Raw genomic sequence first — 14,701 nt, forward strand, 5'->3', positions numbered from 1 at the left:
GCGGACGCGTCGACGAAGGCCCGGCGGGCTGATTGCCCAGCCGGGCTCAAGGGGTCGCACCGTCGATTCGGCGGGTGGCGTTCGCCGCCCTCAGCGCGTCATCGGCAAGGCCGCGCCGATCAGCGCGAACAGCGTGCCGCAGCCGCGATTGAAGCCCTTGCCGCCGCGCTCCAGCCAGGGGCGGATCTTGAATGCCAGGCGTGCCAGCAGGTACTCCACCAGGAACTCCACCGCCACGAAGGTCAGCGCCATGACGATGAACTGGCTGACCAGGGAGCGCTGCAGGTCGAGGAACTGCGGCAGGAAGGCACCGTAGAAAAGCAGCACCTTGGGGTTGGAGATCGCCGACAGGAAGCCCTGGCGGAACAGCGTGGTGACGGGCGTCGCCGTGGCACCGGCGAGGGGGGTCAGGTGTAATGCCGGCGCCCGCCACAGCTGGATACCCAGCCATACCAGATAAGCCCCGCCCAGCCACTTCAGCACCGTCAGCGCGGCCGACGAGGTCTGCAGCAGGGCGCCCAGCCCGAACATCGCCAGTGCGATCAGCAGGCTGAACCCGGTGACGCCGCCGATGATGGTGAACAGCGTGCGCGTCGAACCGTGCAGGGCGCCGTGGGTCAGGGCCAGCAGGCTGTTCGGACCGGGTGTCAGCGCCAGGCCGATGGTGGCGATGAAGTAGAGCAGCCAGGTATCGGCAGCCATGTGCGCTTCCTCGTGGATTCCTGCGCTGCAGTCTAGGGGCGTCGGGCGTTACACAGAAGGCCTGCCGGGCGGAAAAGCGCCGGTGTCAGGCGCGCTGGCGGGCGCCGGCCAGTCGGAAGGGTCACTCGAAGACGTATTCCAGATCGACTCCCGCATACCAGCTGCGGCCGGCGCCGGCTTCGTAGAAGCGTTGGTTGGCCTCGCCGATGATCACCGAACCGACGTAGTCGCGGTCGAACAGGTTGTTCACGCGCAGGGTCTGGCTGAAGGTCCAGGGGCGCAACCGCTGTTCGACGCGCAGGTACCCGTTGGCCAGGGCGTAGCCCGGCGCGGCGCGGGCCTGGTTGTCGTCTTCCACCTCCAGGCTGCTGCGCAGTTGTCCCTCCAGGCCGGCGCTGATGGCGGGGCGGGGCGTCCATTCCAGGCGCGCGAACAGGCTGTGTTCGGCGATGCCGGGCATGCGCCGGCCCGAGGGAATCGGTTCGCCGGCACTGATGAAGGCCTGGGAATAGCGGGCGTCCAGCCAGGTGTAGGCGAGTTCCAGTCGCCAATGCGCGGCCAGTGCGTGTTCCAGGCCCAGTTCCAGCCCCTGGCGGCGGGTCTGGGCGGCGTTCTGGTAGCGGGTGCGGCCGCCGACGGAGGAAGCCACCACCAGCTCATCCTCCGTGAGGATATGGAACAGCGCCAGGTTCAGGTGCCCGTCGGCGGGCAGCAGCGCCTTGATGCCCAATTCGACCTGCTCGCTGGTGGCTGGCCGCAGGTCGAAGCCGAAGCTTCCGTCCGGGCCGGAGTAGGACAGCTCGTTCAGGGTGGGCGTCTCGAAACCCCTGGCCCAGCTGGCGTAGACATTCAGCTCCGGCGTCAGGGCATAGGTGGCGCCCAGGCTCGGCGTGGTCTTGCGGTAGGTGACGCGGCCGCTGTCGTCGCCGTTGGCCAGATAGTGGTCGTCCACGTCGAACGCCACCTCGTTGTGCCGCAGCCCGCCCAGCAGGCGGAAGTCCTGCCGTTCCCAGGCAAGCTGCAGGTAGGGCGAGGTACCGGTCACGGCGTCGCGTTCGTCGCGGCGCAGCGCACCCTTCACCCCGAGGCTGTCGCCGATGAAGTTCTCGTAGCCCTGGCGGTCGTCGCGGGAACGGTCGTAATCGATTCCGGCGGTGGCGGTGAAACGGCCCAGCCCGGTGTCGAACGGCTGGATCCAGCGGCTGCCGATGCCCTGGTAGTCGCGCGCGAAATCGATCACGCCGCCGGCTTGGCGCGGGTTGACCTGGGCCGCCACCGGGATCGACTGGAACTGCAGCACCCGCCGGGTGCCGCTGTAGAGGGTGGTTTGCCAGGTGGCTTCGCCGACCCGGCGTTCGAGGTTGAGGCCGCCCTGGCGCTGGTCCACGGTCTTGCGGGTATTGAACAGCAGGGTGGTGGCCGAGACCGCGCGCGGGTCCTGGCGGTAGGCCTCCCAGGTCAGGCCCTGCGGGTCCTGGGTGCCGTTCTGGTTCAGGTCGCTGTAGATCAGTGCCAGGCGCGTGTCGGCATCCGGGCGCAGGGTCAGCTTGGCGAAGGACTTTTCGAACTGCGCCGCGCTGTGGTCGCGATAGCCGTCGGTCTCGTAATGGGCGCGATTGACCAGGTAGCCGATGTGGCCATCGCCACCTTCCAGCGTCACGCGCTCCCGCTGGGTCGCCCAGGACCCGAGCGTGGTGCTGCCGGACAGCCGTGGCGAGCCTTCGCCGTCGCGGGAGAACAGCTGCACCACGCCGCCGGAATTGCTCCCGTAGGTGCTGGCGAAGGGGCCGCGCAGCACTTCGATATGGCCGAGCACGTCCAGGTCGAAGCTGGAGGCCTGGCCCTGGCCGTCTGGCGTCGTGGCCGGTATGCCGTCGCTGAGCAGCTTGATGCCACGCACACCGAAGGCCGAGCGGGCGCCGAACCCGCGCGAGGAGAGCTGGGGTTCCTGGGCATGGTTCTGGCGGTTCTGGATGGCCAGGCCGGGCACGCCGGAAAGCGGTTCGGACAGATCGATGCCCGGTTGACCCCGTGGCTGCGGGTCGACCCGGTCCACCGAGAAGGGCAGGTCGAATGCCGGCGCGCGGTAGCGGCTGCCACTGATCACCAGTGGCGGGGCATTCGGCGCTGGCGGATCGGCCGCTGTCGCCGCCCCGCACGCCAGCAGGCAGAGGACAGCGGCGCAGCGGAGGAGGGTGGCAGCCATGATGGAGGTCGTTTTGATGGCTTTTGATACTGGTTGATCTTTCCTGAAGGTAGCATCGGCCACGATACGCCCGGCCCCTCCGGCTGCGCGCGGGCGAGGAATCAACACGCGGTCCGCCCCTCGGATCGCCCAGGAAAAGAACCCAGATCGCATGCGCAAGCACAGACGCCTGACCTTCCGCCAGATCGACCGTATCCATGTCATCAACCGCCTGAGCAGCGAGCCGATGGGCTATATCGCCGACTTGTCCGTCGGTGGCCTGAGGCTGGTCAGTCCTTCTCCGTTGGCGCCAGGGGCCTGTTTCGAAATGCGCCTGGAGGTGCCGGTGCGCGAAGGGCATTTCCGCTCGGTGGACATTCACGTGGTCTGCCAGTGGTCACGCAAGGACGGCATGAGCGGCCGCTTCCACATCGGCTTCGCCCTGGACCGGCCGGCGCCGGAATTCACCGAGATGGTCGCCTCGCTGAATGCGTCGCTGGGATTCGTGCGCGCCCAGAAGAGCTGAGCCCACCGGGACCCTCCAGGTCGGCGCCTTGCCGGGTGACGCTAAGACAGCCGCCACCCCGCGAGGGCCTGTCGGTCAGCCGAGGGTGCCGAGGATGTTCACCCCCACCTTCTCCGGAATCTCGTTCTGCGACAGCACGTGCAGGCCCGGGCTGAACACCCGGGCGTAGCGGGCCAGCAGCGGGCGCAATTGCGGCATCACGGTGAGGATCGGCGGGTGGCCTTCCTTGCGCAGCTTTTCCTTCACCACCGGCATGGCGTTCTGCAGCTGGTTGAGCAGCGCCGGTTCCACCGGGATGTTGTCCAGGCTCACCGGGCCGGCCTGCTGGGCGATGGAGAGGGCGCCCAGCAGGGTGTTTTCCAGGGCGTTTTCCAGGATGAACACGGCAATCTCGCTGCGATCCCCGGCGATCCGCGAGACGATGCTGCGGCGCAGCGCATAGCGCACGTCCGACGCCAGCAGCACCGGGTCCTTGGTACTTTCGCTGCCTTCCAGCAGGGCGCTGGCGATGGACACGATGTCCTTCAGCGGCACTTCTTCCTGCAGCAACTGGCGGAATACCCGGTGCTGCTGGGCGTAGTTCAGCTGCGTCTTCAGGGACTCCGCCAGCTTGGGCGCCTGCAGTGCCAGGCGCTGCATCAGGTGCTCCACGTCGTCGTGCTTGAAGATGTCCGGCAGGTTCTCGCGAATCACCTTGTTCAGGTGGGTCGCCACCACGCTGGCGCAGTCGATCACCTGGTAGCCGAGGTTCAGCGCGCGGGTCTTGTCGCTGGGCAGGATCCACACCACCTGCATGCGGTAGGCCGGGTCGATGCCGAGGATGCCGTCGATCTCGCCGTAGACCTCGGGGGAGGGGATGGCCATCAGGCGGTCGGCGTGCAGTTCGGCGCCGTCGATGCGCTCGCCGTTGATGTGGATGCTGTACTGCGAGGCCTTGAGCCGCAGGCTGTCGCGGATCTGCACTTCCGGCAGGAGGAAGCCCAGGCTCTCCGACAGCGTCTGGCGCACGCCGCGCACCCGCTGCGCCAGGGGCGCGCCGCTGGCGTCGCTGACCAGGCCGACCAGCTTGTAGCCCAGGGAAATCGACAGGCGCTCCACCAGCGGGATGTCTTCCCAGGCCAGGTTCTGCGCGCGCTCCTGGTCCATCGCCTTGCTCAGCGCCTGGACCTGCTCCAGGGATTGCGCTTCGGCGATGGGTTCGGCCAGCGATACCCGCCAGCCGATGTAGCCGATCACCGCGGCGAAGCCGAGGAAGGCCAGGTGCGGCATGCCCGGCACCAGGCCGAGTACCGTGAGGATGCCGGCCACGGTGTAGAGCACCGAAGGCGAGGCGAGCAGTTGCCGCTGCACCAGGTTGGTGATGTCCGCCGACTCGTTGACCCGGGTCACGATGATGGCCGCCGCGGTGGACAGCAGCAGCGCCGGAATCTGCGCCACCAGGCCGTCGCCGATGGTCAGCATGGCGTACTGCTGGAAGGCCTGGCTGCCGTCCAGGCCATGGACGAAGACGCCGATGGCGATACCGCCGAAGAGGTTGATCAGGAGCACCAGGATGCCGGCGATGGCGTCGCCGCGGACGAACTTCGAGGCGCCGTCCATCGCACCGTAGAAGTCGGCCTCCTTGGCCACTTCCTGGCGCCGTACCTTGGCTTCTTCCTGGGTGATGATGCCGGCATTGAGGTCGGCGTCGATGGCCATCTGCTTGCCGGGCAGGGCGTCCAGGGTGAAGCGCGCGGTCACTTCGGAGATCCGCTCGCCGCCCTTGGTGATGACCATGAAGTTCACGATCATCAGGATCACGAAGACGATCATGCCGACGATGAAGTTGCCGCCGATCACCACTTCGCCGAAGGCCTCGATCACCTTGCCCGCGGCGCCGGTACCGGTGTGGCCCTCCAGCAGCACCACGCGGGTGGAGGCCACGTTCAGCGACAGGCGCAGCAGCGTGGTGACCAGGATCACCGTCGGCAGCAGGGAGAAGTCCAGCGGCCGTTTCGACGACACGCTCACCATCAGCACCAGGATCGCCATGCCGATGTTGAAGGTGAAGAGCGCGTCCAGCATCAGCGGCGGCAGCGGCAGGATGATCATCGCCAGGACGGACAGGATCACCAGCGGGATGCCGATGCGCCCGCTGCGCAGGGTGGGGGTCAGTTGCTGGAGTAAACGCATGGGGTCAGGCCCTGTTCAGCAGGTCTTCGGGAATCGGGAGGTTGTCCGCCAGCTCCGGTTTGCCGCGGCGCCCCTGGCGCCACGCCTTGAGCTGGAGGATGTAGGTCAGCACATGGGCCACGGCGCGGTAGAGCTGCGCCGGGATCTGCTGGTTGACCTGGGTGGTGAAATAAATGGCGCGCGCCAGCGGTGGGGCTTCCACCACCTCCAGGCCGTGGGCATTGGCCATCTTGCGGATGTACAGCGCGGTCTCGTCCGCGCCACGGGCGATCACGTAGGGCGCCTGGGCCTTTTTCGGGTCGTACTTGAGCGCGACCGCGAAGTGCACCGGGTTGACGATCACCACGTCGGCGTTCTTCATCACCCGGTTGATCTGCCGTTGCACCAGCTGGCGCTGCAACTGCTTGATGCGCGACTTCACTTCCGGGCTGCCTTCCTGGTTCTTGTGCTCTTCCTTGCGCTCCTGTTTGGTCATGCGCATTTTTTTCAGGAAGAAGAAGCGCTGCAGCGGGACGTCGATCAGCGAGAAGACGACGAACACCAGCAGCAGCGAGAGCGTCAGGTCGAAGGCCAGGGCGAAGGCGCCGGCCAGCGCCTCGTGCAGGTTGCCGCGCTGCAGGGCGATCAGCTGGGGCAGGGCGTCCTTCAGTTGCCACCAGGCCACCAGGCCCAGCACGCCGATCTTCAGCGTGGACTTCAGCAGCTCCACCTGGTTCTGCAGGGAGAACATGCGGCCCAGGCCGGCGATGGGGTCCAGCTTGGACCACTTGGGGTGGACGTTCTTCGACGCGAACAGCCAGCCGCCGGACAGCAGCGACAACGCGACCACCACCAGCGGCGTGAGCAGCAGCGGCAGCAGGATCTGCATGAACAGAAGCAGGCCGTTGCCCATCACCAGGCGAATGTCTTCCAGGCTGATCTCGCTGCGCGACAGGTCCACCCAGGTGCGGCTGAAAATCTGTTCCAGGCCGTGTTGCAGCCAGTCGAGGCTGAATTTCAGCAACAGCAGCGTAGCCAGCAAGGACAGCGTGGTGGACAGGTCCTTCGAGCGGCTGACCTGGCCGTCCTCACGGCTTTTCTTCAGCTTCTGCTGGGATGCTTCCTCGGTCTTTTCCTGGGCGCTGTTCTGCTCAGCCATGGCGCCCCTCGACGAGGATGCGGCCGAGGTTGTCCAGCAGCGCGCGGGTCAGGTGCAGGTAGCTTTCCGGCAGGTTCGGCAAGGTCAGCTGGATGCAGAAGAGCCCCGCGACGATGGCCATGGGGAAGCCCAGGGAGAACAGGTTCATCGCCGGCGAGATGCGGTTCAGCAGGCCGAAGCAGAACTGCAGCAGGGTCATGCAGAACACCAGCGGCAGGGCCACCAGCACCGCCGCCGAGAACACCCAGCCGAGGGACTGCAGGATTGCGCCCAGGCCGGTGTAGTGCAGGCCGCTGCCCACCGGCCAGTAGACAAAGCTCTGGAACAGGATGCTCACCACCAGCAGGTGCCCGTCGATGGCGAAGAACAGGAACACCAGCAGGATGAAATAGAGCTGGAAGATGATCGACGACGAAGACACCCCATTCAGCGGGTCGTTGAACATCGCCATGCTCAGGCCCAACAGGGTGGCGACCACGTCGCCGACGATGCCGAAGATGGCGAACACCAGCATCAGCGCCAGTCCCAGCAGCAGGCCGAAGGCGATCTGCTCCAGCGCGGTGAGCAGGCCCCGCGCCGACAGCGGCTCGATGGCCGGCATCGGCGGCAGGGCGGCGGACAGGGCGAGGGTCAGGGCCAACGCCAGCAGCACCCGCAGGCGCATCGGCAGGGCCTTGTGGCTGAACAGCGGGGCCAGGCCGAACACCGCCATGATCCGGCAAAAGGGCCACCAGTAGCTCTGCAACTGGTGCAGGTACTGGCTGAACTGCAGGATCGCTTCGCCGCCCGCCATGGCATCAGCCGACCAGGCGACCCGCTTGCTTGAAGGTTTCGATGAACAGGTCGCTCAGGGTGCGCAGAATCCAGTGCCCGGAGAACACCAGCATGCCGAGGGTGATCAACAGGCGCGGCAGGAAGCTCAGCATCTGTTCGTTGATCTGCGTGGCCGCCTGGAAAATGCTGATCAGCAGGCCGCCGAGCAGGCTCGGCACGATGAGCACGCAGACCACCAGGGTGGTGATGTGCACAGCGTTGGAGATGATGCCGACGGCGGTATCGGGGGTGAGCATGGGCGACCTCAGAAGGGCTGCACGCTGGTGGTCAGGGTGCCCATCATCAGGGCCCAGCCGTCCACCAGGACGAAGACCATCAGCTTGAAGGGCAGGGAGATCATCATCGGCGAGAGCATCATCATGCCCATGGCCATCAGCACACTGGCCACCACCAGGTCGATCACCAGGAAGGGCACGAAGATCATGAAACCGAGCTGGAAGGCGGTCTTCAATTCGCTCAGCACGAAGGACGGCAGCAGCAGGGAAAAGTCCAGCGCCTCCAGCTTGTCCGGCATCTTCTCGCCGGCCAGCGCGACCATGGTTTCCAGGGAATTGCGGTTGGTCTGCGCCAGCATGAAGCGCGACAGGGTGGTCTTCGCGCGTTCCAGGCCCTGTTCCAGGGTGATGGCGTCGGACTCGAAGGGCTGGTAGGCCTCGCTGTACATCTCCTGCCAGACCGGGCGCATCACCAGCAGCGTCATGATCAGGGCGATGCCCACCAGCACGTTGTTCGGCGGGCTCTGTTGCAGGCCGATGGCCTGGCGCAGGATCGCCAGGACGATGACGAAACGGGTGAAACAGGTCATCAGCATGAGCATCGCCGGGAGGAAGCCCAGCAGCGTCATGATGATCAGGATCTGCAGTTTGACGCTGAATTCCTGGCCGTTTTCCGTCTGGTTCAGGTTGAACAAGGTGATGTCGCCGCCGGCGGCCTGGGCCAGCAGCGGGAAGCCGCCGGCCAGCAGCAGGGCGAGGCAGGCCAGGCGGCGGATCATGCCGGCAGTTCGTTGAAGCGGTTGCTGTTCAGTTCGACGATGCGCAAGCCGTAGTTGCCGTTCATCACCACCACTTCCGCCTTGGCGAACAACGCGCCGTTGACCTTCACGTCGAGCGGCTCGCCGGCCAGCTTGTCGAGGATGATCACGCTGCTGGTGTCCACCTCCATCAGCTCCTTCAGGGAAATCTCCACCGACGCCACTTCCAGGGTGACGTTCACCGGAATCTTGCCGAAGAAGCTCATGTCCGGGCGCGGCGCCTGGATGGCCGCCGGCTCGACCGTCTCGGCCAGGCCGGCATCCAGGTCCAGGCCGTCGTCGTTGATCAGGGATTCGAACTCGTTTTCCGAAACCGCGCTGCTCATGGGGTCTTCACACTCTCGATGGAAGTCAGGAACAAGGTGCCATCGTCTTCGAAGATGGCGCCACGGAAGAGGGCCTGCTGGTTGACGCGCACGTCGGCGCGCTCCTTCAGGCGCAGGGTCAGGATGTCCCCCAGCTGCAGGCCGAGCACCTGGCTCAGGGGCATGCGCGCCTGCGCCAGCACGCAGTCCAGGCGCACCGGCAGGTGCCTGATGTTGTCCAGCGGATCGCCGGCCAGGCGCGGCGGCGGCGGTCCGGCGAGCAGGCTGGTGAGCCGGTCGGTCAGCTCGGCATCCAGATAGAGGAAGAGCGACGATTCGCTGCCGGTGAGGTGGCTGCTGTAGCGCAGCTCGGCGACGTACTCCCAGAGGGTTTCCTCATAGGCGTTGTCGAAGCGCTCCAGTTCGCCCAGGCCCGACCCGCTCAGCAGGGTGCGGCCGAAGATCCGGCAAATGTCCTGCCCCAGGCGTTCGCGCATCCGTTGTTCGGAGGTGCTGATGGGCGTTTCTTCGTGGCTGGGCAGGCTGGTGCCGCCGTAGTAGCACTCCAGGGCTTCGGCCAGCAGGGCGCGATCGATGGTGAAACCCACCTTGCCCAGCGTGGAACGGTAGATGCACTCGGCGGGGCGGGGCGAATGTTCGAGAACATCCACTTTGTTCAATTCGAGATTGATTCGATAACCCCGCAGAAAGTAGTCGCTGATAATGCGCGGATACTTGTGCGTGGTTTCCTTTATATGTTGGGGAATCCGATGATGGTGCCGCCCAAGCTTCTGGGGCTTGAGGCGAATCAGACTTTCGGCGGGCACGCCATGATGGACTTTGGAGTTGCCAGTCATGCTGAAGATTCGTAATTCCAGGTTTGCACCAAAGTTGTGCGTTTGGCGAACGCCTGAATGTCTCGGCCGAAGACATTTCATGCGCCGACGTGCTGCTCCTTACCAGTTGCGCTGAACACCTCGCGGCATCGCACAGTCTGGCCACTGGCGGCGCCATTCTAGGGCTGTAGCCTTGTGGGGTTTAAATCAAGAGCTGTCAAAAGCTGTCTTTTGATCTTTGATTTCGACTTTTGACGGAAAATAAGCGGAGTGCGATGTGGCAATTTGCCCGCACTTGATATGGTGCGCGCACTGACACCGGCAGAACGCCGAGGAATTGGGCTTTCGAATGCCGGTTAAAGCACTAAGGCGACCATTCAGGCGAAAAGTTCAAATTTATTTCGAAATTATTTCGAAGTGTCGAAAGTGCCGGCTTGGCGCAAGGGAAAGATGCAGGTGATATGCGATGAGTAGTCAAAGTCAGGCGCTGACCCGAAGGGATGAAGTCTTGCTCGAACAAGTTCCGGCATTGCACCGGATCGCTGTTATCGGCTGCGCCGGACAATGCCAGGCCCTGCTCGACGGCTTGCGTCGCGAAGGTTGCCGGATAATCCCGTATTCCGGACTGGAGGCGGTGGGCGCCGACGACCTGGCGGACACCGACCTCGCCTTTGTCTTCGCCAGCCAGCAGCCGGACCAGGCGCTCTATGCGCGGGTCGGCGCCTTGCTGCGGCAACTGCCCCAGCTCAGCCTGGTGCCGGTGGTGGAATACGCCGACCAGGAAAAGGCCGCCACCCTGCTGGAGCTGGGCTGCATCGACTACCTGCTGACACCCTTCAGCGGCTCCCAGCTCAGCGCCCTGCTGCAGCGCCAGGCCCAGGCCCGTGCCGCCCAGGACGACTTCGTCTGCTGCTCCCAGGCCGGCCGCCGCCTGCTGGCCATGGCCCAGCGTGTGGCGCCGACCCGCGCGCCGGTCCTCGTCACTGGCGAGACCGGCACCGGCAAGGAGCTGATGGCGCGCTACATCCATCGCTTCTCGTCCACCCCGGACGCGCCGTTCATCGCGGTCAACTGCGCGGCCATCCCCGAGGCCATGCTCGAGTCCATCCTTTTCGGCCACGAGCGCGGCGCCTTCACCGGCGCCGTCACCGCCCAGCCGGGCAAGTTCGAGCTGGCCAACGGCGGCACCCTGCTGCTGGACGAGATCGGCGAACTGCCCCTGGGGCTGCAGGCCAAGCTGCTGCGGGTGCTGCAGGAACAGCGTGTCGAGCGCCTCGGCGGGCGCAAGGAAATCGCGCTGGACGTGCGCATCATCGCCGCCACCAACCGTGACCTGCAGCAGGAAGTGGCGGCGGGGCGTTTCCGCGCCGACCTGATGTTCCGCCTCGACGTCCTGCCGCTGCACATCGCCCCGCTACGCGAGCGGCGGGACGACGTGCTGCCCCTGGCGCGGCGCTTCATCCGCAAGTACGCACCCCAGGACGCCCAGCACAACCTGCTCACCGAAGCCGCCTGCCAGGCGCTGCTGGCCCATGACTGGCCGGGCAACGCGCGGGAGCTGGAAAACACCCTGCAGCGCGCCCTGGTACTGCGCAACGGCCTGTTCATCCAGCCGCGCGACCTGGGCCTGGCGGCGGCCGACCTGGCGCAGCCGCTCGCCACCGGCGCGGCGCCGGTCCAGGCCGTGGAAGGCCGCGCCGCCCTGCGCGCCAGCGGCAAGCTCGCCGAATACCAGCACGTGCTGGACACCATCCGCCGTTTCGGCGGCCACAAGACCAAGGCGGCCGAGAGCCTGGGCATGACGCCCCGGGCCTTGCGCTACCGCCTCAACGCCATGCGCGAGCAGGGCCTGCAGGTACAGCTCTGACCCTTTCCGGAGAACAAGCATGAGTTCGATCACACAGGTCCAGCAGGACATGCTGGCGCGCATGGGGCAGTTCGCCGAACTGGCCGGCGGCGACGCCGTACGCCCGGCCATCCTGCCCAGCGACGGGGCCGCCGACGGCATTCGCGAATCCTTCGAGTCCGCCCTGCGCGCGGTGGACGCCGAGCAGCACCGCGCCGGTGAAGCGATGGCGGCGGTGGACAGCGGGCGCAGCGACGACCTGGTCGGCGCCATGGTGCAGAGCCAGAAGGCCAGCGTTTCCTTCAGCGCGCTGATGCAGGTGCGCAACAAGCTGGCCACGGCCTTCGACGACGTCATGAGAATGCCGCTCTGAGCGGCTGCGGGAACTGAATCGTGCTGCAGTTGATCAAGAGCAAGCTGGCCGAGGGCGGCTTCAAACCCGACCCGCGCCTGACCCTGCTGGCCATGGCCGGCGCCGCCGCATTGCTGGCGGTGGGCACCGTCTACTACCTCTGGCGCGACCAGGGCGCGTTCAAGCCGCTGTATGGTGCCGGCGAGGCCTTTCCCGCCGCCGAGGTGATGCAGGTGCTGGACACCGAAGGCCTGGCCTACCGTCTCCACCCGCAAAGCGGGCAGGTGCTGGTGGGCGAGCGCGACCTGGCGCATGCGCGGATGCTGCTGTCGGCCAAGGGTGTGAAGGTGTCGGTGCCGCCGGGTTATGAGCTGTTCGACAAGGACGAGCCGCTGGGCACCAGCCAGTTCGTCCAGGACGTGCGCCTCAAGCGCAGCCTGGAAGGCGAGCTGGCGCGCACCATCATGGCCGTCAAGGGCGTCAAATCCGCCCGCGTACACCTGGCCCAGGAAGAGGCCACCTCCTTCGTGGTCAACCGCCGTTCGCCGCCCAAGGCCTCGGTCATGCTGACCCTGGACCCGGGGACCCGGCTCAAGCCCGAGCAGGTGGGCGCCATCGCCAACCTGGTGGCCAACAGCGTGCCGCAGCTCAAGCCGCAGGACGTCAGCGTGGTCGACCAGCTGGGGTCGCTGCTCTCCCGCGGGCTGAACACCTGGGGCGACACGGGGCAGAACTGGGAAGTGATCGACGACTACCAGCAGAAGGCCGTGGCCAACATCGAGGAAGTCCTGGCGCCGGTGCTGGGGGCGGGCAACTACCGCATCAGCGTGGCCGCCGACATGGACTTCAGCCAGAAGGAAGAGACCTTCCAGGCCTATGGCGACAACCCGCGCATGCGCAGCGAAGTGCTGCGCAACGAAACCACCCTCGACCAGCTCGCGCTCGGCGTGCCCGGCTCCCTGAGCAACCGGCCGCCGCCCGCGCCGCCGCAGCCCGACGCGGCTGCCCAGGCGGAGGGTGGCAACTCGATGGTGAAGACCGAGAACAAGGCCGCCACCTCCACCCGCAACGAGACCACGCGGCAGAACGACTTCGACCAGAGCGTGACGCACATCCGCCATCCGTCCTACGCCCTGCGCCGGCAGAGCGTGTCGGTGGTGCTGAACGCCGCCAGCGCGCCGGAGGGCGGCTGGACCGCGCAGGCCCGCGCCGAGCTGGAAGCCACGGTGAAGAGCGCCGTGGGCTTCGACGCCAAGCGTGGCGATGAGCTGACCCTGAACGTGTTCCCCTTCACCCAGCCGGTGGCCGTGGAAGATCCGGCACCCTGGTGGGAAAGCAGCGCCCTGCAGGAGTGGATCAAGCTCGGCCTGCTGGGCCTGGTGAGTCTGCTGCTGCTCCTGCTGGTGGTGCGCCCGGCGGTCCGGCACCTGACCCGCGCCCCCGAACCGGCGCCCAGCCACGACCTCCTGGAAGATCCCGAGGCCCTGGCCGCGCTGCCGCGCCATGAAGCCGAGCGCCTGCTGGCCCGCAGCAGCGGGGGAGAACCGGGCGGTGGCAGCGTGTTCGGCGAACTGAACCCGTTGTCGGAGATTCGTCTGCCGGCGCCGGGCTCTGGCCTGGAGCTGCAGATCGAGCACCTGCAGATGCTCGCCCAGAACGACCCCGAGCGCGTCTCGGAGGTGATCAAGCATTGGATCGGCCGCAATGAGAGAAGCCATGAGCCAGCCTGATGAAGGGGCGCTGCCCTCGGTCAAGGACCTGAAGAAACGCCCGGTGCAACAGCGCGCGGTGAGTTCCCTGGAGCAGGCGGCGATCCTCATGCTGAGCATGGGCGACGACATCTCCGCCGGCGTGCTGCGGCACTTCAGCCGCGAAGAGATCATCGCCATCAGCCAGGCCATGGCGCGCCTGTCCAACGTCAAGCAGCCGATGGTCTCTGACGTGATCAGCCGCTTCTTCGACGACTACAAGGAGCAGAGCAGCATCAAGGGCGCGTCCCGTGGCTACCTGGCCGGCATGCTCGGCAAGGCCCTGGGCGGCGACATCACCCGCAGCCTGCTGGACAGCATCTACGGCGAGGAAATCCGCGCCAAGATGGCCAAGATGGAATGGCTCGATCCCAAGCAGTTCGCCGCGCTCATCGCCAAGGAACACGCGCAGATGCAGGCGGTGTTCCTCGCCTTCCTGCCGCCGTCCATGGCCACCGAGGTGCTCGAAGCCATGCCCGCCTCGCGCCAGGACGAGCTGCTGTACCGCATCGCCAACCTGAACGAAGTCAACAGCGACGTCATCCGCGAGCTGGAGCAGCTCATCGACCGCAGTCTGAATGTGCTCACCACCCAGGGGTCTCAGGTGCGCGGGGTGAAGCAGGCGGCGGACATCCTCAACCGCTTCAAGGGCGACCGCAACCAGATGTTCGAGCTGCTGCGCGCCCACAACGACGACCTGGTGACGAAGATCGAGGACGAGATGTACGACTTCTTCATCCTCTCCCGGCAAAACCAGGACGTGCTGCAGACCCTGCTGGAAGTCATTCCGCTGGACGAGTGGGTGGTCGCCCTCAAGGGCGCCGAGCCCGAACTGGTGCGCGCCATCCAGGCCGCCCTGCCGAAGCGCCAGGCGCAGCAGATGGATTCCATCAACCGCCGCCAGGGCCCGGTACCCCTGAGCCGCGTCGAGCAGGTACGCAAGGACATCATGGCCGTGGTTCGCGAGATGGCGGCCGAAGGCGATCTGCAACTGCAACTGTTCCGCGAACAGACGGTGGAGTGA

At 66.3% G+C, this 14,701-nt stretch carries 15 protein-coding genes; 6 read left to right on the forward strand and 9 right to left on the reverse strand.

From position 1 onward, the window contains the following. Positions 1-90: 90 nt before the first annotated feature. Both PJW05_RS08390 and PJW05_RS08395 read right to left on the reverse strand, forming a co-directional pair. A complete protein-coding gene (locus tag PJW05_RS08390; protein WP_271411251.1) occupies positions 91-702 on the reverse strand; it encodes a LysE family translocator in 612 nt (203 codons plus the stop codon). A 121-nt stretch (positions 703-823) separates the two neighbouring features. Further along, a complete protein-coding gene (locus tag PJW05_RS08395) occupies positions 824-2,908 on the reverse strand; it encodes a TonB-dependent receptor family protein (protein WP_271411252.1) in 2,085 nt (694 codons plus the stop codon). 151 nt (positions 2,909-3,059) lie between these two features. On the opposite strand from PJW05_RS08395, the gene PJW05_RS08400 reads away from it, so the two are divergent. Continuing rightward, positions 3,060-3,413 carry a PilZ domain-containing protein gene (locus PJW05_RS08400; RefSeq protein ID WP_271411253.1) on the forward strand — a complete coding sequence of 118 codons (354 nt, stop codon included), beginning with the start codon at positions 3,060-3,062 and terminating at the stop codon, positions 3,411-3,413. Between the two features lie 75 nt (positions 3,414-3,488). Here PJW05_RS08400 and PJW05_RS08405 read toward each other — a convergent pair whose 3' ends face one another. From PJW05_RS08405 to PJW05_RS08435, 7 genes are read right to left on the reverse strand one after another with little or no spacing between them, the layout of a single operon-like run. Continuing rightward, on the reverse strand, positions 3,489-5,585 hold the full coding sequence (locus tag PJW05_RS08405; RefSeq protein WP_271411254.1) for a flagellar biosynthesis protein FlhA: 2,097 nt from the start codon (positions 5,583-5,585) through the stop codon (positions 3,489-3,491). A 4-nt stretch (positions 5,586-5,589) separates the two neighbouring features. Next, positions 5,590-6,723, reverse strand: coding sequence for a flagellar biosynthesis protein FlhB (gene flhB / locus PJW05_RS08410; RefSeq protein WP_271411255.1), 1,134 nt, complete (start codon positions 6,721-6,723; stop codon positions 5,590-5,592). Beyond that, complete coding sequence (fliR, locus tag PJW05_RS08415) at positions 6,716-7,516, reverse strand: flagellar biosynthetic protein FliR (RefSeq protein WP_271411256.1); 801 nt, start codon at positions 7,514-7,516, stop codon at positions 6,716-6,718. Before fliR ends, flhB begins: the two co-directional genes overlap by 8 nt. A gap of 4 nt (positions 7,517-7,520) precedes the next feature. Then, on the reverse strand, positions 7,521-7,793 hold the full coding sequence (locus PJW05_RS08420) for a flagellar biosynthetic protein FliQ (protein WP_271411257.1): 273 nt from the start codon (positions 7,791-7,793) through the stop codon (positions 7,521-7,523). A gap of 8 nt (positions 7,794-7,801) precedes the next feature. Then, positions 7,802-8,551, reverse strand: a complete 750-nt coding sequence (fliP, locus tag PJW05_RS08425; protein WP_271411258.1) for a flagellar type III secretion system pore protein FliP — start codon at positions 8,549-8,551, stop codon at positions 7,802-7,804. After that, positions 8,548-8,916 (reverse strand): flagellar motor switch protein FliN, encoded by a 369-nt coding sequence (fliN, locus tag PJW05_RS08430; RefSeq protein ID WP_271411259.1) that lies wholly within the window; start codon positions 8,914-8,916, stop codon positions 8,548-8,550. Before fliN ends, fliP begins: the two co-directional genes overlap by 4 nt. Continuing rightward, positions 8,913-9,650: a FliM/FliN family flagellar motor switch protein gene (locus tag PJW05_RS08435; RefSeq protein WP_271412190.1), complete on the reverse strand. Its 738-nt coding sequence runs from the start codon at positions 9,648-9,650 to the stop codon at positions 8,913-8,915. Before PJW05_RS08435 ends, fliN begins: the two co-directional genes overlap by 4 nt. Between PJW05_RS08435 and PJW05_RS08440 the strand changes: the two genes are divergently transcribed. The 5 genes from PJW05_RS08440 to PJW05_RS08460 all read left to right on the forward strand — a co-directional run bounded on the left by PJW05_RS08440 (position 9,549) and on the right by PJW05_RS08460 (position 14,701). Then, complete coding sequence (locus PJW05_RS08440) at positions 9,549-9,767, forward strand: hypothetical protein (protein ID WP_271412320.1); 219 nt, start codon at positions 9,549-9,551, stop codon at positions 9,765-9,767. The two genes, PJW05_RS08435 and PJW05_RS08440, sit on opposite strands and share 102 nt — an antisense overlap. A gap of 430 nt (positions 9,768-10,197) precedes the next feature. Beyond that, positions 10,198-11,598 (forward strand): sigma-54 interaction domain-containing protein, encoded by a 1,401-nt coding sequence (locus PJW05_RS08445; RefSeq protein WP_271411260.1) that lies wholly within the window; start codon positions 10,198-10,200, stop codon positions 11,596-11,598. 19 nt (positions 11,599-11,617) lie between these two features. After that, entirely contained in the window at positions 11,618-11,950 is a 333-nt protein-coding gene (locus PJW05_RS08450; RefSeq protein ID WP_271411261.1) for a flagellar hook-basal body complex protein FliE, read from the forward strand. A gap of 20 nt (positions 11,951-11,970) precedes the next feature. Continuing rightward, the gene (gene fliF, locus PJW05_RS08455; protein ID WP_271411262.1) at positions 11,971-13,659 is read left to right on the forward strand and encodes a flagellar basal-body MS-ring/collar protein FliF; all 1,689 of its coding nucleotides are present in this window, start codon (positions 11,971-11,973) and stop codon (positions 13,657-13,659) included. After that, positions 13,634-14,701, forward strand: coding sequence for a FliG C-terminal domain-containing protein (locus PJW05_RS08460; RefSeq protein ID WP_271411263.1), 1,068 nt, complete (start codon positions 13,634-13,636; stop codon positions 14,699-14,701). Before fliF ends, PJW05_RS08460 begins: the two co-directional genes overlap by 26 nt.

Origin of the sequence: Pseudomonas sp. Q1-7 (assembly GCF_028010285.1) — a bacterium.
Lineage (GTDB): Bacteria > Pseudomonadota > Gammaproteobacteria > Pseudomonadales > Pseudomonadaceae > Metapseudomonas.

Coding starts and splice junctions, on each gene's coding strand:
- PJW05_RS08440 (WP_271412320.1), top strand. CDS start 9,549: ATGTTCGAGAACATCCACTTTGTTCAATTCGAGATTGATTCGATAACC.
- PJW05_RS08450 (WP_271411261.1), top strand. CDS start 11,618: ATGAGTTCGATCACACAGGTCCAGCAGGACATGCTGGCGCGCATGGGG.
- PJW05_RS08390 (WP_271411251.1), bottom strand. CDS start 702: ATGGCTGCCGATACCTGGCTGCTCTACTTCATCGCCACCATCGGCCTG.
- PJW05_RS08400 (WP_271411253.1), top strand. CDS start 3,060: ATGCGCAAGCACAGACGCCTGACCTTCCGCCAGATCGACCGTATCCAT.
- PJW05_RS08395 (WP_271411252.1), bottom strand. CDS start 2,908: ATGGCTGCCACCCTCCTCCGCTGCGCCGCTGTCCTCTGCCTGCTGGCG.
- PJW05_RS08420 (WP_271411257.1), bottom strand. CDS start 7,793: ATGCTCACCCCCGATACCGCCGTCGGCATCATCTCCAACGCTGTGCAC.
- fliR (WP_271411256.1), bottom strand. CDS start 7,516: ATGGCGGGCGGCGAAGCGATCCTGCAGTTCAGCCAGTACCTGCACCAG.
- PJW05_RS08460 (WP_271411263.1), top strand. CDS start 13,634: ATGAGAGAAGCCATGAGCCAGCCTGATGAAGGGGCGCTGCCCTCGGTC.
- fliP (WP_271411258.1), bottom strand. CDS start 8,551: ATGATCCGCCGCCTGGCCTGCCTCGCCCTGCTGCTGGCCGGCGGCTTC.
- fliN (WP_271411259.1), bottom strand. CDS start 8,916: ATGAGCAGCGCGGTTTCGGAAAACGAGTTCGAATCCCTGATCAACGAC.
- PJW05_RS08445 (WP_271411260.1), top strand. CDS start 10,198: ATGAGTAGTCAAAGTCAGGCGCTGACCCGAAGGGATGAAGTCTTGCTC.
- PJW05_RS08405 (WP_271411254.1), bottom strand. CDS start 5,585: ATGCGTTTACTCCAGCAACTGACCCCCACCCTGCGCAGCGGGCGCATC.
- flhB (WP_271411255.1), bottom strand. CDS start 6,723: ATGGCTGAGCAGAACAGCGCCCAGGAAAAGACCGAGGAAGCATCCCAG.